The sequence below is a fragment of the Kitasatospora sp. NPDC008050 genome (assembly GCF_042957465.1).
GTDB lineage: Bacteria > Actinomycetota > Actinomycetes > Streptomycetales > Streptomycetaceae > Kitasatospora.
Genome location: NZ_JBIBIJ010000002.1, coordinates 183,819 through 207,071 on the forward strand (window position 1 = coordinate 183,819; position 23,253 = coordinate 207,071).

Annotated in this window: 20 protein-coding genes; all 20 read left to right on the top strand. The window is 70.9% G+C overall.

Annotation, left to right across the window (positions count from 1 at the left end; genetic code table 11):
• Positions 1–79 precede the first annotated feature (79 nt).
• The 20 genes from ACFZB9_RS04315 (at position 80) to rarD (ending at position 23,243) form a co-directional block, all read left to right on the top strand.
• On the top strand, positions 80–634 hold the full coding sequence (locus ACFZB9_RS04315; RefSeq protein ID WP_391443481.1) for a NuoB/complex I 20 kDa subunit family protein: 555 nt from the start codon (positions 80–82) through the stop codon (positions 632–634).
• Entirely contained in the window at positions 631–1,398 is a 768-nt protein-coding gene (locus ACFZB9_RS04320) for an NADH-quinone oxidoreductase subunit C (RefSeq protein WP_391443482.1), read from the top strand. Before ACFZB9_RS04315 ends, ACFZB9_RS04320 begins: the two co-directional genes overlap by 4 nt.
• Positions 1,398–2,726, top strand: coding sequence for an NADH-quinone oxidoreductase subunit D (locus tag ACFZB9_RS04325; protein WP_391443483.1), 1,329 nt, complete (start codon positions 1,398–1,400; stop codon positions 2,724–2,726). The genes ACFZB9_RS04320 and ACFZB9_RS04325 overlap by 1 nt, the downstream gene beginning before the upstream one ends.
• Complete coding sequence (gene nuoE, locus ACFZB9_RS04330; RefSeq protein WP_391443484.1) at positions 2,723–3,478, top strand: NADH-quinone oxidoreductase subunit NuoE; 756 nt, start codon at positions 2,723–2,725, stop codon at positions 3,476–3,478. Before ACFZB9_RS04325 ends, nuoE begins: the two co-directional genes overlap by 4 nt.
• On the top strand, positions 3,478–4,842 hold the full coding sequence (nuoF, locus tag ACFZB9_RS04335) for an NADH-quinone oxidoreductase subunit NuoF (RefSeq protein ID WP_391443485.1): 1,365 nt from the start codon (positions 3,478–3,480) through the stop codon (positions 4,840–4,842). The genes nuoE and nuoF overlap by 1 nt, the downstream gene beginning before the upstream one ends.
• Positions 4,839–7,340 carry an NADH-quinone oxidoreductase subunit G gene (locus tag ACFZB9_RS04340; RefSeq protein ID WP_391443486.1) on the top strand — a complete coding sequence of 834 codons (2,502 nt, stop codon included), beginning with the start codon at positions 4,839–4,841 and terminating at the stop codon, positions 7,338–7,340. Before nuoF ends, ACFZB9_RS04340 begins: the two co-directional genes overlap by 4 nt.
• Positions 7,340–8,710, top strand: coding sequence for an NADH-quinone oxidoreductase subunit NuoH (nuoH, locus tag ACFZB9_RS04345; RefSeq protein WP_391443487.1), 1,371 nt, complete (start codon positions 7,340–7,342; stop codon positions 8,708–8,710). Before ACFZB9_RS04340 ends, nuoH begins: the two co-directional genes overlap by 1 nt.
• Positions 8,711–8,716: 6 nt before the next feature.
• Positions 8,717–9,292, top strand: coding sequence for an NADH-quinone oxidoreductase subunit NuoI (gene nuoI / locus ACFZB9_RS04350; protein ID WP_391443488.1), 576 nt, complete (start codon positions 8,717–8,719; stop codon positions 9,290–9,292).
• Positions 9,289–10,179 carry an NADH-quinone oxidoreductase subunit J gene (locus tag ACFZB9_RS04355; RefSeq protein ID WP_391443489.1) on the top strand — a complete coding sequence of 297 codons (891 nt, stop codon included), beginning with the start codon at positions 9,289–9,291 and terminating at the stop codon, positions 10,177–10,179. Before nuoI ends, ACFZB9_RS04355 begins: the two co-directional genes overlap by 4 nt.
• Positions 10,176–10,475, top strand: a complete 300-nt coding sequence (gene nuoK / locus ACFZB9_RS04360) for an NADH-quinone oxidoreductase subunit NuoK (RefSeq protein ID WP_327068437.1) — start codon at positions 10,176–10,178, stop codon at positions 10,473–10,475. The genes ACFZB9_RS04355 and nuoK overlap by 4 nt, the downstream gene beginning before the upstream one ends.
• A 9-nt stretch (positions 10,476–10,484) precedes the next feature.
• Positions 10,485–12,380 (top strand): NADH-quinone oxidoreductase subunit L, encoded by a 1,896-nt coding sequence (nuoL, locus tag ACFZB9_RS04365; protein ID WP_391443490.1) that lies wholly within the window; start codon positions 10,485–10,487, stop codon positions 12,378–12,380.
• Between the two features lie 28 nt (positions 12,381–12,408).
• Entirely contained in the window at positions 12,409–14,025 is a 1,617-nt protein-coding gene (locus ACFZB9_RS04370; RefSeq protein ID WP_391443491.1) for an NADH-quinone oxidoreductase subunit M, read from the top strand.
• A 17-nt stretch (positions 14,026–14,042) separates the two neighbouring features.
• Positions 14,043–15,662, top strand: coding sequence for an NADH-quinone oxidoreductase subunit NuoN (nuoN, locus tag ACFZB9_RS04375; protein WP_391444269.1), 1,620 nt, complete (start codon positions 14,043–14,045; stop codon positions 15,660–15,662).
• A 187-nt stretch (positions 15,663–15,849) separates the two neighbouring features.
• Positions 15,850–16,860 carry a polyprenyl synthetase family protein gene (locus ACFZB9_RS04380; protein WP_391443492.1) on the top strand — a complete coding sequence of 337 codons (1,011 nt, stop codon included), beginning with the start codon at positions 15,850–15,852 and terminating at the stop codon, positions 16,858–16,860.
• 79 nt (positions 16,861–16,939) lie between these two features.
• On the top strand, positions 16,940–17,599 hold the full coding sequence (locus ACFZB9_RS04385; RefSeq protein WP_391444271.1) for a LuxR C-terminal-related transcriptional regulator: 660 nt from the start codon (positions 16,940–16,942) through the stop codon (positions 17,597–17,599).
• 333 nt (positions 17,600–17,932) lie between these two features.
• Complete coding sequence (locus ACFZB9_RS04390; RefSeq protein WP_391443493.1) at positions 17,933–19,768, top strand: 2-oxoacid:acceptor oxidoreductase subunit alpha; 1,836 nt, start codon at positions 17,933–17,935, stop codon at positions 19,766–19,768.
• Positions 19,761–20,804 (top strand): 2-oxoacid:ferredoxin oxidoreductase subunit beta, encoded by a 1,044-nt coding sequence (locus tag ACFZB9_RS04395; RefSeq protein ID WP_391443494.1) that lies wholly within the window; start codon positions 19,761–19,763, stop codon positions 20,802–20,804. Before ACFZB9_RS04390 ends, ACFZB9_RS04395 begins: the two co-directional genes overlap by 8 nt.
• A 58-nt stretch (positions 20,805–20,862) precedes the next feature.
• Positions 20,863–21,771 (top strand): RNA polymerase sigma-70 factor, encoded by a 909-nt coding sequence (locus ACFZB9_RS04400; protein ID WP_391443495.1) that lies wholly within the window; start codon positions 20,863–20,865, stop codon positions 21,769–21,771.
• A 40-nt stretch (positions 21,772–21,811) separates the two neighbouring features.
• Positions 21,812–22,168 carry a hypothetical protein gene (locus ACFZB9_RS04405; RefSeq protein WP_391443496.1) on the top strand — a complete coding sequence of 119 codons (357 nt, stop codon included), beginning with the start codon at positions 21,812–21,814 and terminating at the stop codon, positions 22,166–22,168.
• A gap of 103 nt (positions 22,169–22,271) precedes the next feature.
• Entirely contained in the window at positions 22,272–23,243 is a 972-nt protein-coding gene (rarD, locus tag ACFZB9_RS04410; RefSeq protein WP_391443497.1) for an EamA family transporter RarD, read from the top strand.
• The last annotated feature ends 10 nt before the right edge of the window (positions 23,244–23,253 follow it).

Sequence of the window (23,253 nt, forward strand, 5' to 3'; positions counted from 1 at the left end):
GGGCGGCGGGCGATCACCACGGGGGCGATCAACAGCAGTGCGATCAGCTGGACTTGAGGCCACTGAGAGGGATGAGTAGATGGGAATCGAGGAGAAGCTGCCGAGCGGCTTTCTGCTCACCACGGTGGAGAGCGCCGCGGGGTGGGTGAGAAAGGCCTCGGTCTTCCCGGCCACTTTCGGACTGGCCTGCTGTGCCATCGAGATGATGACCACCGGCGCCGGGCGCTACGACCTGGCCCGGTTCGGCATGGAGGTCTTCCGCGGTTCGCCCCGGCAGGCCGATCTGATGATCGTGGCGGGGCGGGTGAGTCAGAAGATGGCCCCGGTGCTGCGCCAGGTCTACGACCAGATGGCGAACCCGAAGTGGGTCATCTCGATGGGCGTCTGCGCGTCCTCGGGCGGCATGTTCAACAACTACGCGATCGTCCAGGGCGTCGACCACATCGTCCCCGTGGACATCTACCTGCCGGGGTGTCCGCCCCGCCCGGAGATGCTGATGGACGCGATCATCAAGCTGCACCACAAGATCCAGCACGAGCCGCTCGGGGTGAACAAGCGGCGGGCCGAGGAAGCGGCCGAGGAGCAGGCGCTGCACGCCACCCCGACCAGCGAGATGCGGGGGCTGCTGCGATGACGGACACCCCCAAGCAGCCCAAGGGACCGGAGAGCCCGCAGACCCCGGACACCCCGGCGACCCCGGAGGCCCCCGCCCTCCCGGAGACCCGCAAGGAGATCCCGGTCGAGGTGATCGGCCGCCGCCAGGGCATGTTCGGCGCCCAGGGCAGCGGCGACACCTCCGGCTTCGGCGGCCTGGCCGCCGCCATCGTGCTGCCCGCACCGGCCGAACGCCCGTACGGCGGCTGGTTCGACGAGGTGGCCGACGAGCTGGAGGGCGCCCTGGAGGAGCAGGGGCTCGACCCGGCCGTGGTGATCGAGAAGACCGTGGTCGACCGGTCCGAGCTGACCTTCCAGATCGCCCGCGAGCACCTGCTGGCCACCGTCCGCACGCTGCGCGACGACCCGGCGCTGCGCTTCGAACTCTGCCTGGGCGTCAGCGGCGTGCACTACCCGGGCGAGGCCGGGCGCGAGCTGCACGCCGTCTACCACCTGCGCTCGATCACCCACACCCGGCTGATCCGGATCGAGGTCACCGCGCCGGACGCCGACCCGCGGATCCCCTCGGTGGTCAGCGTCTATCCCACCAACGACTGGCACGAGCGCGAGGCCTACGACTTCTTCGGCATCGTCTTCGAGGGTCACCCGGCGCTGACCCGGATCATGATGCCGGACGACTGGCTGGGCCACCCGCAGCGCAAGGACTACCCGCTCGGCGGCATCCCCGTCGAGTACAAGGGCGCCCAGATCCCGGCTCCCGACCAGCGGAGGTCGTACTCCTGATGAGCAGCACCGAATACGAGGCGGGAGCACGCGAGACCACCGAGGGCCGGGTCTTCACCGTCACCGGTGGCGACTGGGGCGAGGTGGCGGAGGCCGTCGCGCGCGCCGACGACGAACGCATCATCGTCAATATGGGTCCGCAACACCCGTCCACCCACGGGGTGTTGCGACTGATTCTGGAGATCGACGGCGAGACGGTGACCGAGGCCAGGTGCGGCATCGGCTATCTGCACACCGGGATCGAGAAGAACCTGGAGTACCGCAACTGGGTGCAGGGCACCACCTTCGTCACCCGGATGGATTACCTCACCCCGCTCTTCAACGAGACCGCCTACTGCCTGGCGGTGGAGAAGCTGCTCGGCATCACCGACCAGATCCCGGACCGGGCCACCGTGATCCGGGTGCTGATGATGGAGCTCAACCGGATCTCCTCGCACCTGGTGTGCCTGGCCACCGGCGGCATGGAGATCGGCTCCACCACGCTGATGATCTACGGCTTCCGGGACCGCGAACTGATCCTGGACATTTTCGAGTTGGTCACCGGCCTGCGGATGAACCACGCCTATGTGCGCCCCGGCGGTCTGGCCCAGGACCTGCCGCCGGGCGCGGTCGACCAGATCCACGAGGCGGTCAAGCTCTTCCGCTCCCGGATGCACGAGTACGACAAGCTGGCCACCGGCAACCCGATCTTCAAGGCCCGCCTGGTCGACGTCGGCCACCTGGACCTGGCCGGCTGCCTGGCCCTGGGCGCCACCGGCCCGATCCTGCGGGCCACCGGCCTGCCGCACGACCTGCGCAAGACCGATCCCTACTGCGGTTACGAGAACTACGAGTTCGAGGTCGCGGTCGCGGACACCGCGGACTCCTTCGGCCGGTTCCTGATCCGCCTGGAGGAGATGCGGCAGTCGCTGCGGATCGTCGAGCAGTGCCTGGACCGGCTGCGCCCCGGACCGGTCATGGTGGCCGACAAGAAGATCGCCTGGCCGGCCCAACTGGCCATCGGGCCGGACGGCATGGGCAATTCACTGGACCACATCCGGAAGATCATGGGCACCTCGATGGAGTCCCTGATCCACCACTTCAAGCTGGTCACCGAGGGCTTCAGGGTCCCGGTCGGCCAGGCGTACGCGGCGGTGGAGTCGCCCAAGGGCGAGCTGGGTGTGCACGTGGTGAGCGACGGCGGGACCCGGCCCTACCGGGTGCACTTCCGCGACCCCTCGTTCACCAATCTGCAGTCGATGGCGGCGATGTGCGAAGGCGGCCAAGTGGCCGACGTGATCGTTGCGGTGGCCGGGATCGACCCGGTGATGGGAGGCGTTGACCGGTGACATCCGACCCTCGTGCGGGCGTCGACCTCGGGCTGCCGGCGCTGCCGGCCAAGCCCTATCCGCCCGAGACGCACCAGCGCCTCGCCGCCGATGCGAAGGAGCTGATCGCCCGCTATCCGCAGGCCCGTTCCGCCCTGTTGCCGCTGCTGCACCTGGTGCAGGCCGAGGAGGGCTTCGTCAGCCCGACCGGAATCCGGTTCTGCGCCGAGCAGGTGGAGCTGACCACGGCCGAGGTCACCGCGGTGGCCACCTTCTACACGATGTACCGGCGCAAGCCCGCCGGGACGTACCACGTGGGGGTGTGCACCAACACGCTCTGCGCGGTGCTCGGCGGTGACGAGATCTTCGCCGAGCTCCAGCAGCACCTGGGCATCGGCAACAACGAGACCACCGAGGACGGTTCGGTCTCGCTGGAGCACATCGAGTGCAACGCGGCCTGCGACTACGCCCCCGTGGTGATGGTCAACTGGGAGTTCTTCGACAACCAGACGCCGGACAGCGCCAAGCAGCTGGTCGACGAGCTGCGCGCGGGCACCGAGGTGCGGCCCACCCGCGGCGCCCGGCTCTGCTCCTTCAAGGAGACCGCCCGGATCCTGGCCGGTTTCCCGGACGGGCGCGAGGGCGCCAACGACGAGTCCGGGGCGGGCGGTGTGCCCAGCCTGGCCGGGCTGCGGCTGGCCAAGGGCGAGTCGCTGCCCGGTGCGCCCGGTGCCCGCGTGGTCTCCCCGCGCAACGAAGGGACGGAAGCGTGATGACCGCCACCGAGCCGGCCGAGAAGCTGCTCAGCCCCGTGCTCTCCGCCTCCTGGGACGACCACCGGCCGTGGTCGCTGGAGACCTACCAACGCCACGACGGCTACCAGGGCCTGCGCAACGCCCTGGCGATGGACCCGGACGCGCTGATCGCGCTGGTCAAGGAGTCCGGCCTGCGCGGGCGCGGCGGCGCCGGGTTCCCCACCGGTCTGAAGTGGCAGTTCATCCCGCAGAACGACGGCAAGCCGCACTACCTGGTGGTCAACGCGGACGAGTCGGAGCCCGGGACCTGCAAGGACATCCCGCTGCTCTTCGCCAACCCGCACGCGCTGATCGAGGGCATGGTGATCGCCTCCTACGCGATCCGCTGCGACCACGCCTTCATCTACCTGCGCGGCGAGGTGGTCCCGGTGCTGCGCCGGCTGCACGCGGCCGTCGCCGAGGCGTACGAGGCGGGCTTCCTCGGCCGGTCCATCCTCGGCTCGGGGGTGAACCTCGACATCACCGTGCACGCGGGCGCCGGCGCCTACATCTGCGGCGAGGAGACCGCGCTGCTCGACTCGCTGGAGGGCCGGCGCGGCCAGCCCCGGCTGCGGCCGCCGTTCCCGGCGATCGCGGGCCTGTACGCCTGCCCGACGGTGGTCAACAACGTCGAGTCGATCGCCTCGGTGCCGCCGATCCTGGTCCGCGGCAAGGAGTGGTTCACCTCGCTGGGCACCGAGAAGTCGCCCGGCTTCACCCTCTACTCGCTCTCCGGGCACGTCACCAACCCCGGCCAGTACGAGGCACCGCTGGGCGTGACGCTGCGTCAGCTGCTGGAGATCAGCGGCGGGGTGCGGGCCGGGCACCAGCTCAAGTTCTGGACGCCGGGGGGCAGTTCAACCCCGATGTTCACCGACGAGCACCTCGATGTGCCGCTGGACTACGAGGCGGTGGGCGCGGCCGGCTCGATGCTCGGCACCAAGGCGCTGCAGATCTTCGACGAGACCACCTGCGTGGTGCGCGCGGTCACCCGGTGGACCGAGTTCTACGCCCACGAGTCCTGCGGCAAGTGCACCCCGTGCCGCGAAGGGACGTACTGGCTGGTCCAGTTGCTGCGCCGGATCGAGGCGGGCGAGGGCGTCGAGGGCGACCTGGAGAAGCTGCTCGACATCGCCGACAACATCAACGGCAAGTCCTTCTGTGCGCTGGGCGACGGCGCGGCCAGCCCGATCGCCTCCTCGCTGAAGTACTTCCGGGCCGAGTACGAGCGCCATCTCACCGAGCGCCGCTGCCCGTTCGACCCGGCCGCCGCCACCGTCTGGGCCGAGAGCCCCCGCTCCTCGGCCCCCGAGCCCGTCACCGAGAGGGAGGTGCACGCATGACCGTCACGGAGTCCTCGTCCGCGAAGGCCGCCACCGACCTCGTCACGCTCACCATCGACGGCGTCGAAGTCCAGGTCCCCAAGGGCACCTTGGTGATCCGCGCCGCCGAGACCATCGGCACCCAGGTGCCCCGGTTCTGCGACCACCCGCTGCTCGACCCGGTCGGCGCCTGCCGCCAGTGCATCGTGGAGATCGAGGGCCAGCGCAAGCCGGTCGCCTCCTGCACCATCCCGGTCGCCGAGGGCATGGTGGTGCGCACCCAGCTCAGCTCGCCGGTGGCCGAGAAGGCCCAGCGCGGCGTCATGGAGCTGCTGCTGATCAACCACCCGCTGGACTGCCCGGTCTGCGACAAGGGCGGCGAGTGCCCGCTGCAGAACCAGGCGATGTCCACCGGCGCCGCCGACTCCCGCTTCGAGGGCATGAAGCGGACCTACCAGAAGCCGATCCCGATCAGCAGCCAGGTGCTGCTGGACCGCGAACGCTGCGTGCTCTGCGCCCGCTGCACCCGCTTCTCCCAGCAGATCGCCGGCGACCCGTTCATCGAGCTGCTGGAGCGCGGCGCGCTGGAGCAGGTCGGCACCGGCGCCGGCGACGACTTCGCCTCGTACTTCTCCGGCAACACCATCCAGATCTGCCCGGTCGGCGCGCTCACCTCGGCCGCCTACCGGTTCCGCTCGCGCCCCTTCGACCTGGTCTCCTCGCCCAGCACCTGCGAGCACTGCGCCTCGGGCTGCGCCCAGCGCACCGACCACCGGCGCGGCAAGGTGCTGCGCCGCCTGGCCGGCGAGGACCCGGAGGTCAACGAGGAGTGGAACTGCGACAAGGGCCGGTTCGCCTTCCGCTACGCCCAGCAGCGCGACCGGCTGACCACCCCGCTGGTGCGCGACCGGGAGACCGGTGAGCTCGTCGAGACCTCCTGGCCGCAGGCGCTGGCCGCCGCCGCCGACGGCCTGCGCGGCTCGCGCACCGCGGTGCTCACCGGCGGCCGGGTCACCGTGGAGGACGCCTACGGCTACGCCAAGTTCGCCCGGGTGGTGCTCGGCACCAACGACGTGGACTTCCGGGCCCGCCCGCACAGCGCCGAGGAGGCGGACTTCCTGGCCGCCGCCGTGGCCGGGCGCGGGGTCGACCTCAGCGGCCCCGAACTCGCCGGCCCGGACCCCAGCAGCCCAGACCCCAACGGGCCTGCCCCGGTGACCTACCGGGCGCTGGAGCAGGCACCGGTGGTGCTGCTGGCCGGCTTCGAGCCCGAGGAGGAGTCGCCGATCGTCTTCCTGCGGCTGCGCAAGGCGAGCCGCTCCGGCCTCAAGGTCGTCGCCATCGCCGACCACCGCTCGCGCGGCCTGGCCAAGCTCGGCGGCTCGCTGCTGCCGGCCGCCCCGGGCACCGAGGCCGAGTGGCTCGGCGCGCTGGCGGCCGAGGAGCCGCTGAGCGACGAGGCCGGCCGGGCCGCCGAGCTGCTGCGCCGCCCCGGCGCGGTGATCATGGTCGGCGAGCGCCTGGCGCAGACGGCCGGCGCGCTCACCTCGGCGCTGCGGCTCTCGCACGCCACCGGCGCCCGGCTGGCCTGGGTGCCGCGCCGGGCCGGCGAGCGCGGCGCGCTGGAGGCCGGCGCGCTGCCCGGCCTGCTGCCCGGCGGCCGCCCGGTGACCGTCGCGGCCGCCCGCCTCGATGCCGCCACCGCCTGGGGGGTGGCCGAACTGCCCGCCCGGCTCGGGCGCGACACCGGCCAGATCCTGGCCGCCGCCGCGCACGGGGACCTCGACGCGCTGCTGGTCGGCGGCCTGGACCCGGACGACCTGCCCGACCCGCAGCTGGCCGAGGAGGCGCTGGCCAGGGCCGGCTTCGTGATCTCGCTGGAGCTGCGCCCCTCGGCCGTCACCGCGCACGCCGACGTGGTGCTGCCGGTGGCCGCGGTGGCGGAGAAGGCCGGCACCTTCCTCAACTGGGAGGGCCGGGTGCGGATGTTCGAGGCCGCGCTCAAGCCCGACCAGCAGATGGGCCGTCACCTCCACTCGGACGTCCGGGTGCTGCACATGCTGGCGGACGCCCTCGGTCACCCCCTGGGGCTGCCCGACATCCGGGCCGCCCGGCTGGAGCTGGACACCTTCGCACCGTGGACCGGCGACCACCCGGCCGCTCCGGCCGGCCACCCGTCCGCGCTGCCCAGGCCCGCGAACGGGCAGGCGGTGCTGGCAGGTTGGCGGCAGCTGCTGGACCGCGGCACGCTTCAGCAGGGCGATGAACACCTGGCCGGCACCCGGCACCGCGCCGTGGCCCGGCTCTCGCCCGGCACCGCCGCTGAGATCGGGGCGAGCGAGCGCCTGCGGGTCAGCGGCCCGGCCGGCTCGCTGGAGCTGCCGCTGGAGCTGTCCCCGGAGATGCCGGACCGCACTGTCTGGCTGCCCATCAACTCCCTTGGTCAGGGCGTCCACCGCACGCTCGGCACCACGGTCGGTCACCTGGTGACCATCGCCCCGGCGGAAGGGGAACGGTAATGCTCCACGCTCAACTCGCCGCCGGCTACGAGACGCTGGGCTTCTTCGGGCGTGACCCGTGGTGGCTGGTGCTGCTCAAGGCGGTCTTCTGCTTCGCCTTCCTGCTGATCACCGTGCTGGTCTCGATCGTCTGGGAGCGCAAGGTCGTCGCCTGGATGCAGCTGCGCATCGGCCCGAACCGGCACGGCCCCTGGGGGCTGCTCCAGTCGCTGGCCGACGGCGTCAAACTCGCCCTCAAGGAGGACCTGGTGGTCTCCGGGGCGGACAAGGTGGTCTACATCCTGGCGCCGGTGGTCTGTGCGATCCCGGCCTTCATGGCGATCGCGGTGATCCCGTTCGGCCCCGCCGACAACGAGATCTCCATCTTCGGCACCCGCACCCCGATGCAGCTCACCGACCTGCCGGTGGCGCTGCTCTACATCCTGGCCACCGCTTCGATCGGGATCTACGGCATCGTGCTGGCCGGCTGGTCCTCCGGCTCGACCTACCCGCTGCTCGGCGGCCTGCGCTCCTCGGCGCAGATGATCTCCTACGAGATCGCGATGGGCCTCTCCTTCGCGGCCGTCTTCATCTACTCCGGCTCGATGTCGACCTCGCAGATCGTCGACTCCCAACGGTCCACCTGGTTCGCGGTGCTGCTGCCGGTCTCCTTCATCGTCTACATCATCGCGATGGTGGGGGAGACCAACCGGGCGCCCTTCGACCTGCCCGAGGCCGAGGGCGAGCTGGTCGGCGGCTTCAACACCGAGTACAGCTCGCTGAAGTTCGCGATGTTCATGCTGGCCGAGTACGTCAACATGGTCACCGTCTCGGCGGTCGCCAGCACCCTGTTCCTGGGCGGCTGGCGGGCCCCGTGGCCGATCTCCACCTTCTGGGCCGGCGCCAACCACGGCTGGTGGCCGCTGCTCTGGATCATCATCAAGATCCAGCTGCTGCTCTTCTTCTTCATCTGGCTGCGCGGCACCCTGCCCCGGCTGCGCTACGACCAGTTCATGAAGCTGGGCTGGAAGGTGCTCATCCCGGTCTCGCTGGTCTGGCTGGTGATGGTGGCCAGCGTCCGGGCGCTGCGCAACGAGGGCAACGGCTTCGGCAACGTGGTGCTCTACGTGGGTGCCCCGGTGGCTGTGCTGCTGTTGCTCTCGGTGCTCTGGGACACCTTCCGGGACAAGGAGAAGAGGGCCGAACCCGCCGTGCCCGCCGGAGAGTTCGACCCGATGGCGGGCGGCTACCCGGTCCCGCCGCTGCCTGGCCAGGAGCTGCCGCCGGTGCCGCGCCGGCGCAGCCGGGTGCCGCGGGCCACCCCGCCGCAGGAGCTGGCGGACGCGCTGAACGGTGCCAACCACGGCGCCAACCATGTGGAAGGGAGCTGAACCGAGATGCCAGAGTCCGACGACAAGCCGTCGCTGCTGGGACCGGCAGCCGGCTTCGGCGTGACCTTCAAGGCCATGTTCAAGAAGCGGCTGACCGAGCAGTACCCGGAGCAGAAGAAGCCCACCGCCCCCCGCTTCCACGGCCGCCACCAGCTCAACCGCCACCCGGACGGCCTGGAGAAGTGCGTCGGCTGCGAGCTGTGCGCCTGGGCCTGCCCGGCGGACGCGATCTACGTGGAGGGCGCCGACAACACCGAGGAGGAGCGTTACTCCCCGGGTGAGCGCTACGGCGCGGTCTACCAGATCAACTACGCCCGCTGCATCCTGTGCGGGCTCTGCATCGAGGCCTGCCCGACCCGTGCGCTGACCATGACCAACGAGTACGAGCTGGCCGACTCCTCGCGGGCCGACCTGATCTTCACCAAGGAACAGCTGCTGTCCGGTCTGACCGAGGGCATGGTCGAGGCGCCGCACGCGATGTACCCGGGCACCGACGAGGGCGCCTACTACCGCGGCGAGGTCACCCATGCCGCGCCCGGCACCGAGACCCAGGAGCGCCACGAGCGGGAGGTGAGCTCATGACCTCCACCGGCGAGGCGGTCCAGTTCTGGGTGCTCGCGGTGATCGCGGTCGGTGGCGCGCTCGGCATGCTGCTGATGCGCAAGGCCGTGCACAGCGCGCTCTGCCTGGCCGCCACCATGCTGGCGCTGGCGGTCTGTTACCTGGCCCAGGGCGCGGTCTTCCTGGGGGTGGTGCAGATCGTGGTCTACACCGGCGCGATCATGATGCTCTTCCTCTTCGTGGTGATGCTGGTCGGCGTCACGGCCGCCGACTCCCTCAAGGAGCAGCTCAAGGGCCAGCGGATCGCCGCCGTGCTCTGCGGCCTGGGCTTCGGGGTGCTGCTGATCGCGGGCATCGCCAACGCCAGGCTCGGCCATTTCACCGGCCTGGCCGAGGCGAACGCCGAGGGCAACGTGCAGGGCCTGGCCCGGCTGATCTTCACCAAGTACGTCTGGGCCTTCGAGGTCACCGGTGCGCTGCTGATCACCGCGGCGGTCGGCGCGATGCTGCTCACCCACCGCGAGAGCATCGAACCCCGGCCCACCCAGCGGGAGTTGGCCGCCCAGCGGATCAGGGACAACAAGCAGATCCCGCCGCTGCCGGCGCCCGGCGTCTACGCCCGGCACAACGCGGTGGACATCGCGGGCCTGCTGCCGGACGGCACCATCGCCGAGGACTCGGTGATGGCCACCCTGCGCGAGCGCGGCCAGATCCGCGACGTCAGCCAGGACATGCTGCACCGGATGGCCGAGTTGGAGAACGCCACCTCCGAGTGGCTGGGCCGTCCGCCGTCCGAGCGGCCGGTGCCGGCCCAGGGGCAGGGCCGCGCGGCGCTGACCACGGTGCCGAGGACGGAGAACCCGAAGAGGCAGACCCCGAAGCGGGAGAATACGGAGGAGGCGGAGTGAACCCGGTCAACTACCTGTATCTCGCGGCCCTGTTGTTCACCATCGGGGCCAGCGGGGTGCTGATCAGGCGCAATGCCATCGTCCTGTTCATGTGCGTGGAGCTGATGCTCAACGCCGCGAACCTCGCCCTGGTCACCTTCTCCCGGCTGCACGGCAACCTGGACGGCCAGATCCTGGCCTTCTTCACCATGGTGGTCGCCGCCGCCGAGGTCGTGGTGGGCCTGGCGATCATCGTGAGCATCTTTAGGACCAGGCACTCGGCTTCGGTCGACGACAGCAACCTGATGAAGCTGTAGGGGCCTTAAGTGAACTCTCTGATTCCGCTGCTCGTGGCGGCTCCGCTGCTCGGTGCTGCCCTGCTGCTGCTCGGCGGCCGGGCCCTGGACCGGTTCGGCCACTGGCTGGGCACCTTCGCCGCGCTGCTCTCCTTCGTCTTCGGGCTGGTCCTCTTCTCCCAGATGCTCGGTCGCTCGACCGACCGACGAGCCGTCAGCGAACACCTGTTCAGCTGGATCCCGGTGGCCGGATTCCAGGCCGACGTCTCCTTCCAGCTCGACCAGCTCTCGATCACCTTCGTGCTGCTGATCACCGGCGTCGGCACCCTGATCCACCTCTACTCGGTGGGCTACATGGCGCACGACGAGCGCCGGCGCCGCTTCTTCGGCTACCTCAACCTCTTCCTGGCCGCCATGCTGCTGCTCGTGCTGGCGGACAACTACCTCCTGCTGTACGTCGGTTGGGAGGGCGTCGGGCTCGCCTCCTACCTGCTGATCGGTTTCTGGCAGCACAAGCCGAGCGCGGCCACCGCCGCCAAGAAGGCGTTCATCGTCAACCGGGTGGGCGACGTCGGCCTGTCGATCGCGATCATGCTGATGTTCACCCAGTTCGGCAGCTTCGCCTTCGGCCCGGTCTTCGACACCGCGCACCAGGCGAGCCAGGGCAGGCTGACCGCGATCGGCCTGATGCTGCTGCTCGCGGCCTGCGGCAAGTCGGCCCAGGTGCCGCTGCAGAGCTGGCTCGGTGACGCGATGGAGGGCCCGACCCCGGTCTCCGCGCTGATCCACGCGGCCACCATGGTGACCGCCGGCGTCTACCTGATCACCCGCTCGCACGCGATCTTCGACCTCGCGCCGGACGCGCAGACCGCGGTGGTCTGTGTCGGCGCGGTGACGCTGCTCTTCGGTGCGATCGTCGGGTGTGCCAAGGACGACATCAAGAAGGCGCTGGCCGGCTCGACCATGTCGCAGATCGGCTACATGATCCTGGCCGCGGGCCTGGGGCCGATCGGCTACGTCTTCGCGATCATGCACCTGGTCACCCACGGCTTCTTCAAGGCCGGGCTCTTCCTCGGCGCCGGGTCGGTCATGCACGGCATGGACGACGAGGTGAACATGCGTCACTACGGCGGCCTGCGCAAGTACCTGCCGGTCACCTTCGTCACCTTCGGGCTCGGCTACCTGGCGATCATCGGCTTCCCGGGGCTGTCCGGCTTCTTCTCCAAGGACAAGATCATCGAGGCCGCCTTCGCCAAGGGCGGTACCGAGGGCTGGATCCTGGGCGCGGTCACCCTGATCGGCGCCGCGGTCACCGCGTTCTACATGACCCGGGTGATGATCCTGACCTTCTTCGGCGAGAAGCGCTGGCAGCCGAACGCCGAGGGCCATGAGCCGCACCCGCACGAGTCGCCGAAGACGATGACCATCCCGATGATCGTGCTGGCCGTCGGCTCGGTCTTCGCGGGCGGCCTGTTCAGCGTCAACAGCTCGTTCCTGCACTGGCTGGAGCCGGTCACCGGGCACAGCGAGGGCCACTCGCCACTGCCCTCGATCGCCGTCACCCTGCTCACCAGCGCCTGCATGCTGGCCGGCGTGGGCCTGGCCTACCTGGTCTACGGGCGCTCGCCGGTGCCGGTCGTCGCGCCGGTCGGCTCCGCCCTCACCCGGGCGGCCCGCCGCGACCTGCTGCAGGACGACTTCAACCACGCCGTCCTGGTGCGCCCGGGCTCCGCGCTGACCGCGGCGCTGGTCTTCTTCGACAGCAAGGGGCTCGACGGCGTCGTCAACGGCCTGGCCGCCACCATCGGGGGCGTCTCCAGCCGGCTGCGCCGGGTGCAGAACGGCTACGTCCGCTCCTACGCCCTGTCCATGTTCGGCGGCACGCTGGTGCTGGTCGCCACCACCCTCCTGATGAGGTCCGTATGAATCCGACACATCGTCAGGAGGCACTGGCATGAGTCTCCTGTTGACCACCACCTGCGCTGTCCCGGCCGTCGGGGCGGTCCTGACCGCCGCGCTGCCGGCCGGCACCAGCGACACCCGGCGGCGCACCACCAAGTTCGTCGCGCTCGCCTTCTCCGCCGTCACCCTGGCGCTGGCCGCCCTGGTGGCGAGCGACTTCAAGAGCGGCGGCCCGCGCTACCAGCTCACCGAGTCGCACAGCTGGATCCGCGCCTTCGGGATCAGCTTCTCGCTCGGCGTGGACGGCATCGGCGCCGTGCTGGTGCTGCTCACCGCGGTGCTGGTGCCCTTCGTCATGCTGGCCTCCTGGCACGACGCGGACCCGGCGCCCACCCCCGAGGGCACCTTTGAGAACCGCAGGCGCACGCAGGGCTTCTTCGCCCTGATCCTGGCCGTCGAGGCGATGGTGATCGTCTCCTTCCTGGCCACCGACGTCTTCCTGTTCTACGTCTTCTTCGAAGCCATGCTGATCCCGATGTACTTCCTGATCGGCGGCTTCGGCGACCGGGCCGGCGGCCCCGAGGCGGCCCGTCAGCGTTCGTACGCGGCGGTCAAGTTCCTGCTCTACAACCTGCTCGGCGGCCTGGTCATGCTGGCCGCCGTGATCGGCCTGTACGTGGTCGCGCAGAACCAGGGGCAGGGCACCTTCGACCTCCAGACGCTGACCTCGGCGGTCGCGGACGGCAAGCTGGTCATCGACCCGACCGCCGAACGCGCGCTCTTCCTCGGCTTCTTCTTCGCCTTCGCCGTCAAGGCCCCGCTCTGGCCGTTGCACACCTGGCTGCCGAACGCGATGGGCGAGTCCACCCCCGGCACCGCCGTGCTGATCACCGCGGTGGTCGACAAGGTCGGCACCTTCGCGATGCTCCGGTTCTGCCTGGGCCTGTTCCCGGACGCCTCCAAGTTCTTCGCGCCCGCGATCCTGGTGCTCGCCGTCATCGGCATCATCTACGGCGCGCTGCTGGCGGTGGGTCAGAAGGACATCAAGCGGCTGGTCGCCTACGCCTCGATCTCGCACTTCGGCTTCATCATCCTGGGCATCTTCGCGATGACCAGCCAGGGCCAGAGCGGCGCCACCCTCTACATGGTCAACCACGGCATCTCCACCGCGCTGCTGATGCTGGTGGCCGGCTTCCTGATCTCGCGCCGCGGCTCGCGCCTGATCGCCGACTTCGGCGGCGTGCAGAAGGTCGCCCCGGTGCTGGCCGGCACCTTCCTGATCGGCGGCCTGGCCACCCTCTCGCTGCCCGGACTCGCGCCGTTCGTCAGCGAGTTCCTGGTCCTGGTCGGCACCTTCACCCGCTACCCGGTGCTGGCGATCATCGCGACCATGGGCATCGTGCTGGCCGCGCTCTACGTGCTGGTGCTCTACCAGCGCACCATGACCGGACCGGTCAAGGCGAGCGTCAGCGGCATGGCCGACCTGAAGGCGCGCGAGGTGCTGGTGGCCGCCCCGCTGATCGCGCTGACCCTGGTCCTCGGGGTCTACCCCAAGCCGCTCACCGACCTGGTGAACCCGGCGGTGGCCGACACCCTCTCCCAGGTCCACCGGACCGACCCGGCCCCGGCCCACCCGGTGGCCATCCCTGCCGGAGGTGAGCAGCAGTGACTGTCCACAGCTTGTGGATGGCGGCGGCCGGCGGCAACACGCCGAGCATCCCCGCCCCGCACATCGAGTACGGCCAGCTCTCCCCGATGCTGGTGGTCTTCGGCGGCGCCGTGGCGGGCATCCTGGTGGAGGCCTTCGTGCCGCGCCGGTTCCGCTACGTGACTCAGGTGACGCTGGCGCTGGCCGGACTCGCCGGGGCCTTCATCGCGGTGGTGGTGCTCGCCAGTCAGGGCTACGGCACCACCAGGAGCGGCCTGCTGGCGATGGGTTCGGTGGCGCTGGACGGGCCCGCGCTCTTCCTGCAGGGCGTGATCCTGCTGGCCGCCGTGCTCGCCGTGCTGCTCTACGCCGAGCGCCGCCTCGACCCGCGCCCCGAGGGCGTGCCGGTGGACGCCTTCGTCGCGCAGGCCTCGGCGACCCCGGGCAGCGAGCAGGAGCGGCAGGCCGGCAAGGCCGGATTCGCCGCCACCGAGGTCTACCCGCTGACCCTCTTCGCGGTCGGCGGCATGCTGCTCTTCCCGGCCGCCAACGACCTGCTGACGATGTTCGTGGCGCTGGAGGTCTTCTCCTTCCCGCTCTACCTGCTCTGCGCGCTGGCCCGCCGGCGCCGGCTGCTCTCCCAGGAGGCGGCCGTCAAGTACTTCCTGCTGGGCTCCTTCGCCTCGGCCTTCTTCCTGTTCGGCAGCGCGCTGCTCTACGGGTACGCGGGCAGCTTCCGGCTGCCGGAGATCGCGGACGTCATCTCCGGCAACGCCCCGGTCACCCCGGCGCTGGCGGTCACCACGCACAACGACGCGCTGCTGCTGATCGGCCTGGCGATGCTCGGGGTCGGTCTGCTCTTCAAGGTCGGCGCGGTGCCGTTCCACGCCTGGACCCCGGACGTCTACCAGGGCGCCCCGACCCCGGTCACCGGCTTCATGGCCGCGGCGACCAAGGTGGCCGCCTTCGGCGCGCTGCTGCGGCTGTTCTACGTGGCCTTCCCCGGACTGCGCTGGGACTGGCGCCCGGTGATGTGGGGTGTGGCGATCCTCACCATGGTCGTCGGCGCGATCCTGGCGGTGACCCAGCAGGACGTGAAGCGGCTGCTGGCGTACTCCTCGATCGCGCACGCCGGCTTCATCCTGACCGGCGTGATCGCCACCAACCGGCAGGGCCTGGGCGCGGTGCTCTTCTACCTGCTGGCGTACTCCTTCGTCACGCTGGGCGCCTTCGCGGTGGTCACCCTGGTGCGCGACTCCAAGGGCGAGGCCACCCACCTGTCCAGCTGGGCCGGGCTCGGCCGCCGCTCGCCGCTGCTCGCCGCGGTCTTCGCGCTCTTCCTGCTCTCCTTCGCGGGCATTCCGCTGACCAGCGGATTCACCGGAAAGTTCGCGGTCTTCCAGGCCGCGGCGGCGGGCGGGGCGACCCCGCTGGTGATTGTCGGTGTGCTCAGCTCGGCGGTCGCCGCGTTCTTCTACATCCGGGTGATCGTGCTGATGTTCTTCTCCGACCCGCAGCCGAACGGACCGGCGGTGGCGATCCCCAGCGTCTTCACCACGATGGCGATCTCGCTCGGCGTGATCGTCACGCTCGGCCTCGGGTTGCTGCCGCAGTACTTCCTGGACCTCGCGTCCAAGGCGGCGATGTTCGCCCGCTGAGCCGCCCCGCGAGGTGGTACCGATGACAGGCCGGGTCCGGGGCGCACACCCCGGACCCGGCGCGATCTCGCCGCGCTACCCGCACGCCCGTACAGTGATCCACTCGTGACCGGATACGCTGCTGGGGATGGCAGCGGCCGCAACAGGGACCGGACCGCATGATCGACCGGCGACAGGAGTGGTCTTCGTGACCGTCGTGGAACCCTTCGGGCTCAGCGTGCAGGACCGCGATCTGAACCGTGACGTCCAGGCGGGGCTTACGGCGGTGGAGGCCGCGATGGCCGAGGCCGTCAAGAGCGAGCTCCCGCTGGTCACGGTCACCGCGAGCCATCTGATCAAGGCCGGCGGCAAGCGCTTCCGCCCGCTGCTGGTGATGCTGGCCGCCCAGTTCGGCGACCCGTACGCGCCCGGCGTGGTGCCGGCCGCCGTGGTGGTGGAGCTGACCCACCTGGCCACCCTGTACCACGACGACGTGATGGACGAGGCCCCGGTGCGCCGCGGCGTGCCCACCGTCAACGCCCGCTGGGACAACTCGGTGGCCATCCTCACCGGCGACTTCCTCTTCTCCCGGGCCTCCCAGGTGCTCTCCGAGCTGGGTACCGAGGCGGTGCGGATCCAGGCCGACGCCTTCGAGCGCCTGGTGACCGGTCAGATCCTGGAGACCGCGGGCCCCGGCCCCGGCGAGGACCCGCTGGACCACTACCTGGAGGTCCTGGCCGGCAAGACCGGCGCGCTGATCGCCGTCTCCGGGCGCTTCGGCTCGCTGATGGCCGGCGCCGAGCCCTGGGTGGTGGAGATCCTCACCCAGTACGGCGAGAAGATGGGCATCGCCTTCCAGCTCGCCGACGACGTGCTCGACATCGCCAGCGACGGCCACGAGTCCGGCAAGACCCCCGGCACCGACCTGCGCGAGGGCGTGCCCACGCTGCCGGTGCTGCTGCTGCAGTCGATGCCGCTGGACGAGAGCGACCCGGAGGACGCCCGGCTGCGCGAGCTGCTCCAGCAGGACCTGACGGACAATCAGCGGCACGCCGAGGCGCTGCGCCTGCTGCGCCGTCACCCCGCGCTGGAGCGCGCCCGCCGCGAGACCCTGCGCTACGCCGAGGAGGCCCGCGCGCTGCTCGACCCGCTGCCCGAGGGCCCGGCCAAGGCGGCCCTCCAGGGGCTCTGCGACGCCGTCGCGATCCGTACCATGTGAGGCGTCGCACCACTGGGCGCCACCGAGTACCACCGGACGCGCCGTCGAGCACCACACCGCGGGGGAGAAGCATCACATGCTGCGCGTCGTCATCGCCGAGGACTCGGTCCTGCTCAGGGAGGGCCTGACCCGGCTGCTCACCGACCGCGGCCTTGAGGTGGTGGCCGGGGTCGGGGACGGCGCGGCGCTGCTCAAGGCGGTCCACGACCTGGCCGAGGCCGGTTCGCTGCCCGACGTGGTGGTGGCCGACGTGCGGATGCCGCCCACCCACACCGACGAGGGCGTGCGGGCCTGCGTGACGCTGCGCGGCCTCTACCCGGGGCTCGGGGTACTGGTGCTCTCCCAGTACGTGGAGGAGCAGTACGCCTCCGAGCTGCTGGCCGGCTCCACCCGCGGGGTCGGCTACCTGCTCAAGGACCGGGTCGCCGAGGTGCGCGAGTTCGTGGACGCGGTGGTCCGGGTGGCCGGCGGCGGCACCGCGCTGGACCCCGAGGTGGTCCAGCAACTGCTCAGCCGCAGCCGCAAGGGCGACGTGCTGAGCCGGCTGACCCCGCGCGAGCGCGAGGTGCTCGCGCTGATGGCCGAGGGGCGGACCAACGCGGCGGTGGCCAAGACGCTGGTGATCTCCGACGGCGCGGTGGAGAAGCACGTCAGCAACATCTTCCTCAAACTCGGTCTGGCGCAGAGCCCCGAGGACCACCGCCGGGTGCTCGCGGTGCTCACCTACCTGAACTCCTGACCGCTTCCCCTGCGGCACCCCCCGCAGTACCCGCGCCCCCGCCGCCCGGCGTGCCGGGCCGCCGCCCCAAGGTGACGGCACGGAAATACTCAAGGGGCTGCCTTTGCTCTAGTTACATACCAGCGAATCGCCACCCGCATAGGATTCGATCGGTGCACCAGGCGGACGGGGCACACGGCTCACGCCCGCGGCTGGTACCCCTGAGGGAGGTTCGCGGCAGTGACCAGCGAGGTCGATCAGGTAGCAGCAGTAGGGGGTAGTCCGAGCGACCCACCAGGTCGACCGGACGCGGCGGCGCCACGGCGACCGAAGCCGGTTCGTCGGGTCGACCGGGTGGTCATCCGCTTCGCGGGTGACTCGGGCGACGGTATGCAGCTGACCGGTGACCGCTTCACCTCGGAGACCGCCTCCTTCGGTAACGACTTGTCCACCCTGCCCAACTTCCCCGCCGAGATCCGCGCGCCCCAGGGCACTCTGCCCGGGGTCTCCAGCTTCCAACTGCACTTCGCCGACCACGACATCCTCACGCCGGGGGACGCGCCGGACGTCCTGGTGGCGATGAACCCGGCGGCGCTCAAGGCCAACCTGCCCGATCTGCCGCGTGGCGCGGAGATCATCGTGGACACCGACGAGTTCACCAAGCGGGCGCTGGCCAAGGTCGGCTATGCGGCCGATCCGCTCGGTGACGGCTCGCTGGACGGTTTCCACCTGCACAAGGTGCCGTTGACCACGCTGACGCTGGAGGCGCTCAAGGAGAGCGGGCTGGCCCGCAAGGACGCCGAGCGGGCCAAGAACATGTTCGCGCTCGGGCTGCTCTCCTGGATGTACCACCGGCCCACCCAGGGCACCGAGTCGTTCCTGCGGACCAAGTTCGCCAAGAAGCCGGCCATCGCCGAGGCCAACATCACGGCTTTCAAGGCGGGGTGGAACTTCGGTGAGACCACCGAGGACTTCGCGGTCTCCTACGAGGTGGCCCCGGCCAGGCTGCCCGCCGGCACCTACCGCAACATCTCCGGCAACCTGGCGCTCTCCTACGGCCTGATCGCCGCCGGGCAGCGCTCGGGCCTGCCGGTCTTCCTCGGCTCGTACCCGATCACGCCGGCCTCCGACATCCTGCACGAGCTGTCCAGGCACAAGAACTTCGGCGTGCGGACCTTCCAGGCCGAGGACGAGATCGCGGGCATCGGCGCGGCGCTGGGCGCGGCCTTCGGCGGCGCGCTGGGCGTGACCACCACCTCGGGCCCCGGCGTGGCGCTGAAGTCGGAGACGATCGGCCTGGCCGTCTCGCTCGAACTGCCGCTGCTGGTGGTGGACATCCAGCGCGGCGGCCCCTCCACCGGGCTGCCGACCAAGACCGAGCAGGCCGACCTGCTGCAGGCGATGTTCGGGCGCAACGGCGAGGCGCCGGTGCCGATCGTGGCGCCGGCCACCCCGGCCGAGTGCTTCAACGCCGCGCTGGAGGCCGCCCGGATCGCGGTCACCTACCGCACCCCGGTCTTCCTGCTCTCGGACGGCTACCTGGCCAACGGCTCGGAGCCCTGGCGGATCCCGGCGGTCGACGAACTGCCGGAGATCGAACCGGCCTTCGCCACCGGGCCGAACACCCCCGAGGGCGAGTTCTGGCCCTACAAGCGCGATCCGCAGACGCTCGCCCGGCCGTGGGCGGTGCCCGGCACGGCCGGCCTGGAGCACCGGATCGGCGGCATCGAGAAGCAGGACGGCACCGGCAACATCTCCTACGACCCCGCCAACCACGACCTGATGGTCCGCACCCGGCAGGCCAAGATCGACGGCATCACGGTGCCCCCGATCGAGGTCGACGACCCGGACGGACGGGCCAGGGTGCTGGTGATCGGCTGGGGCTCGACCTACGGGCCGATCACCGCCGCGGTGCGCCGCCTGCGGGCCGACGGTGGCCACATCGCCCAGGCGCACCTGCGCAACCTCAACCCCTTCCCGGCCAACCTGGGCGCGGTACTGGGCAGTTACGACAAGGTCATCGTGCCCGAGATGAACCTCGGCCAACTCGCCCTGCTGCTGCGGGCCAAGTACCTGGTGGACGCCCAGTCCTACAACCAGGTCCGCGGACTGCCCTTCAAGGCCGCGCAGTTGGCGGATGTGCTGTGGGCGGCGATCGGAACGCTGGACGGGAGCGACGACGATGAGTAAGTTCCCCTCGCTCAACCTGGTGCCCAAGACGGACGCACCGCAGAGCGCCAAGGACTTCAAGACCGACCAGGAGGTGCGCTGGTGCCCCGGCTGCGGGGACTACGCGATCCTGGCAGCGGTGCAGTCCTTCATGCCCGAGCTCGGCATCCGCCGCGAGAACACCGTCTTCATCTCCGGGATCGGCTGCTCCTCACGCTTCCCGTACTACATGAACACCTATGGCGTGCACTCGATCCACGGCCGCGCCCCGGCGATCGCCACCGGCCTGGCCACCTCACGCCAGGACCTGAGCGTCTGGGTGGTCACCGGCGACGGCGACGCACTCTCCATCGGCGGCAACCACCTGATCCACGCGCTGCGCCGCAACGTCAACCTGAAGATCCTGCTCTTCAACAACCGGATCTACGGCCTGACGAAGGGTCAGTACTCGCCCACCAGCGAGGTCGGCAAGATCACCAAGTCCACCCCGATGGGCTCGCTGGACGCGCCGTTCAACCCGATCTCGCTCGCGCTCGGCGCCGAGGCCACCTTCGTGGCACGCACCATCGACTCCGACCGCAAGCACCTGACCTCGGTGCTGCGCGCGGCCGCCGAGCACCAGGGCACCGCGCTGGTGGAGATCTACCAGAACTGCAACATCTTCAACGACGGTGCCTTCGAGGTGCTCAAGGACCAGGCCACCGCCGAGCGGGCGCTGGTGCGCCTGGAGCACGGGCAGCCGATCACCTTCGCCGGTCAGGGCGTCTTCCGCGACCGGGCCAGCGGCGAGCTGACCGTTGCCGAGCTCACCGAGGCCAACCAGGCCGAGGTGCTGGTGCACGACGCGCACGCGGCCGGCCCGGTGACGGCCTTCGCGCTCTCCCGCCTCGCCGACAACGACACGCTGCACCACACGCCGATCGGCGTGCTGCGTGACGTCCAGCGCCCGGTCTACGACACCCTGATGACCGCCCAGCTGGACACCGCCGTCGAGCAGCACGGATCCGGCGACCTGGCCGGCCTGCTCGCCGGCAAGGACACCTGGACCGTCGCCTAGTCGCTGCTCCGCCCCCGGGTGCTTGCCCGGGGGCGGGGCCCGCTGGCAGCCTGGAGCAGTGATCGATTCCGGCGCTGACGACGACCCCTTCCTCGAAAACCGGCGGCTGCTCTTCGCCACCGCCTACCGGCTGTTGGGCAGTGTGGCCGACGCCGAGGACATCCTGCAGGACGCCTGGCTCAAGTGGGCCGCGGTGGACCGGGCGGCGGTCAGCCACCCGAAGGCGTACCTGGTGCGGACGGTGACCAACCTGGCGCTCAACAGGCTCACCTCGGCCCAGGCCCGGCGCGAGTCCTACGTCGGCCCCTGGCTGCCGGAGCCGCTGCTGACCGAGCCGGACGCCGCCGAGTTCGCCGAACTCGCCGACTCCGTCTCGCTCGCCATGCTGGTGGTGCTGGAGACGCTCAGCCCGCTGGAGCGTGCCGTCTTCGTGCTGCGCGAGGTCTTCGACTACTCCACCGGCGAGATCGCCCAGGCGCTGGACAAGTCGCAGGCGGCGGTGCGGCAGACCGCGCACCGGGCCAAGGCGCACGTGGCCGCCCGGCAGCCGCGCTTCGACACCGACCCGGGCCGGCGCCGCGAGGCGACCGAGCGCTTCATGGCCGCCTGCGCCACCGGCGACGCGGCCCGGGTGATGGAGCTGCTCGCACCCGAGGTGACCGCCTGGTCGGACGGCGGCGGCGTGGTGCGCGCCGCCCGTCGGCCGCTGTACGGGCCCGACCACGTGGCGCGCTGGCTGCTCGGGGTGCTGGCCAAGCCGGAGATGGCGGGCGTGGTGAGCGAGCCGGTCTGGATCAACGGCGCACCGGGGCTGCTCTTCAGCAAGGACGGTGTCCCGATCGGCACCCTGCTCGTGGAGGTGCGCGACGGCCTGCTCCACGAGCTGCGTGCCCAGCTCAACCCCGAGAAGCTGCGCGGCCTGAGCGGTCCGGCCCCGTGGGAGGGCGTGGGCGAGGGCGGGGCGTAGCCTCGGCGGGCCGACTGAATCGCGTCACTTGGGGGAATTCGTGCTGGGTGTCCTTGTCTTCTTCCTGATCGCGCTCTCACTGGCGCTGAGTCTGCGGGCGTCGCGTGCGACCAGGGCTGCGAAGCGGGCGGCCGCGTCGGAGGCGCAGGCTCGGCGGCTGGTGGCCGAGCTGCGGTCGGCGACGGCTGCGCCGGTGGCGCGGGTGGCGCGGGTGGCGCTGACCAAGCCGCGGGCGCCGGGCCGGGCCGAGCTGAACGCCGTCCTGCACACGGAGCTGGTGCAGGTGCTGGGCCGCCGGGCGGCGGCGGAGCTGTCCTCCCGGCCGGCGCCGGTCGACGCGGTGCCCGCGTCCGCGCCGGTCGACGCGGTGCCCTGGTCCGCGCGACCCCGGTCATGATCACCCTGTCATGACCAAAATGCGAGAACGGAGATGACAACCCCGGCCCCCGACCGCTACCGTCGCCACGACACACGTGCGCCGAGCGGAGAAGAGGCCTGCCATGGCACCGGAGATCCAAGGGAGCCAGGGCAGCAGCCAGAGCGAGCTCGGCCGCGGCGTCTGGCTGGGCGTTGCCGCGTACGGCATCTGGGGCCTGTTCCCGCTCTACTGGCCGCTGCTGGAGCCGACCTCCTCCGGCGACATCCTGGCCAACCGGATGTGCTGGTCGCTCGTCGTGGCCGCCCTGATCCTCACCGTCCGGGGCCACTGGTCCTGGCTGCGCCCGCTGCTGCGCCAGCCGCGCCGGCTCGCGCTCTCCGCACTGGCGGCGGCCGCGATCTCGCTCAACTGGGGCGTCTACATCTGGGGCGTGAACTCCGGCCACGTGGTGGAGACCAGCCTCGGCTACTTCATCAACCCGCTGGTCACCATCGGCTTCGGCGTCCTGCTGCTGAAGGAGCGGCTGCGCACCGCGCAGTGGGCGGCGGTGGGGGTCGGCGCGCTCTCCGTGGTGGTGCTGACCGTCGGCTACGGACGGCTGCCGTGGATCGCGCTCACCCTGGCGCTGACCTTCGCCGTCTACGGGCTGCTCAAGAAGAAGATCGCGCTCGGCGGGCTGGAGAGCTTCGCGCTGGAGACCGCCTTCATCTTCCCCTTCGCGCTCGCCTTCCTGCTCTACCGCGCGGCCACCGGCCACGACGTCTTCGGCCACGGCGCGGGCCACTTCACGCTGCTCCTGCTGACCGGCCCGATCACCGCGGTCCCGCTGCTCATGTTCGGTGCCGCCGCGATCCGGATCCCGCTCTCCACCATGGGCCTGCTGCAGTACCTGGCGCCGGTCTTCCAGTTCCTCTGCGGCGTCCTGTACTTCCACGAGGCGATGCCGCCCGCCCGCTGGGCCGGCTTCGCGCTGGTCTGGGCGGCACTGGCGGTGCTCACCTGGGACGCGCTGCGCCGGGTGCGCGCCGAGCGGGCGGTGCCGGCCGCCGCCGAGGCGGCAGCCGTGGCCCCAGCGGCCGGCGTCACGCGGTGATGCCCCGGCC

Coding starts and splice junctions, on each gene's coding strand:
- nuoH (WP_391443487.1), top strand. CDS start 7,340: ATGCTCCACGCTCAACTCGCCGCCGGCTACGAGACGCTGGGCTTCTTC.
- ACFZB9_RS04355 (WP_391443489.1), top strand. CDS start 9,289: ATGACCTCCACCGGCGAGGCGGTCCAGTTCTGGGTGCTCGCGGTGATC.
- ACFZB9_RS04315 (WP_391443481.1), top strand. CDS start 80: ATGGGAATCGAGGAGAAGCTGCCGAGCGGCTTTCTGCTCACCACGGTG.
- ACFZB9_RS04340 (WP_391443486.1), top strand. CDS start 4,839: ATGACCGTCACGGAGTCCTCGTCCGCGAAGGCCGCCACCGACCTCGTC.
- ACFZB9_RS04325 (WP_391443483.1), top strand. CDS start 1,398: ATGAGCAGCACCGAATACGAGGCGGGAGCACGCGAGACCACCGAGGGC.
- ACFZB9_RS04320 (WP_391443482.1), top strand. CDS start 631: ATGACGGACACCCCCAAGCAGCCCAAGGGACCGGAGAGCCCGCAGACC.
- rarD (WP_391443497.1), top strand. CDS start 22,272: ATGGCACCGGAGATCCAAGGGAGCCAGGGCAGCAGCCAGAGCGAGCTC.
- nuoN (WP_391444269.1), top strand. CDS start 14,043: ATGGCGGCGGCCGGCGGCAACACGCCGAGCATCCCCGCCCCGCACATC.
- nuoI (WP_391443488.1), top strand. CDS start 8,717: ATGCCAGAGTCCGACGACAAGCCGTCGCTGCTGGGACCGGCAGCCGGC.
- ACFZB9_RS04370 (WP_391443491.1), top strand. CDS start 12,409: ATGAGTCTCCTGTTGACCACCACCTGCGCTGTCCCGGCCGTCGGGGCG.
- nuoF (WP_391443485.1), top strand. CDS start 3,478: ATGACCGCCACCGAGCCGGCCGAGAAGCTGCTCAGCCCCGTGCTCTCC.
- ACFZB9_RS04395 (WP_391443494.1), top strand. CDS start 19,761: ATGAGTAAGTTCCCCTCGCTCAACCTGGTGCCCAAGACGGACGCACCG.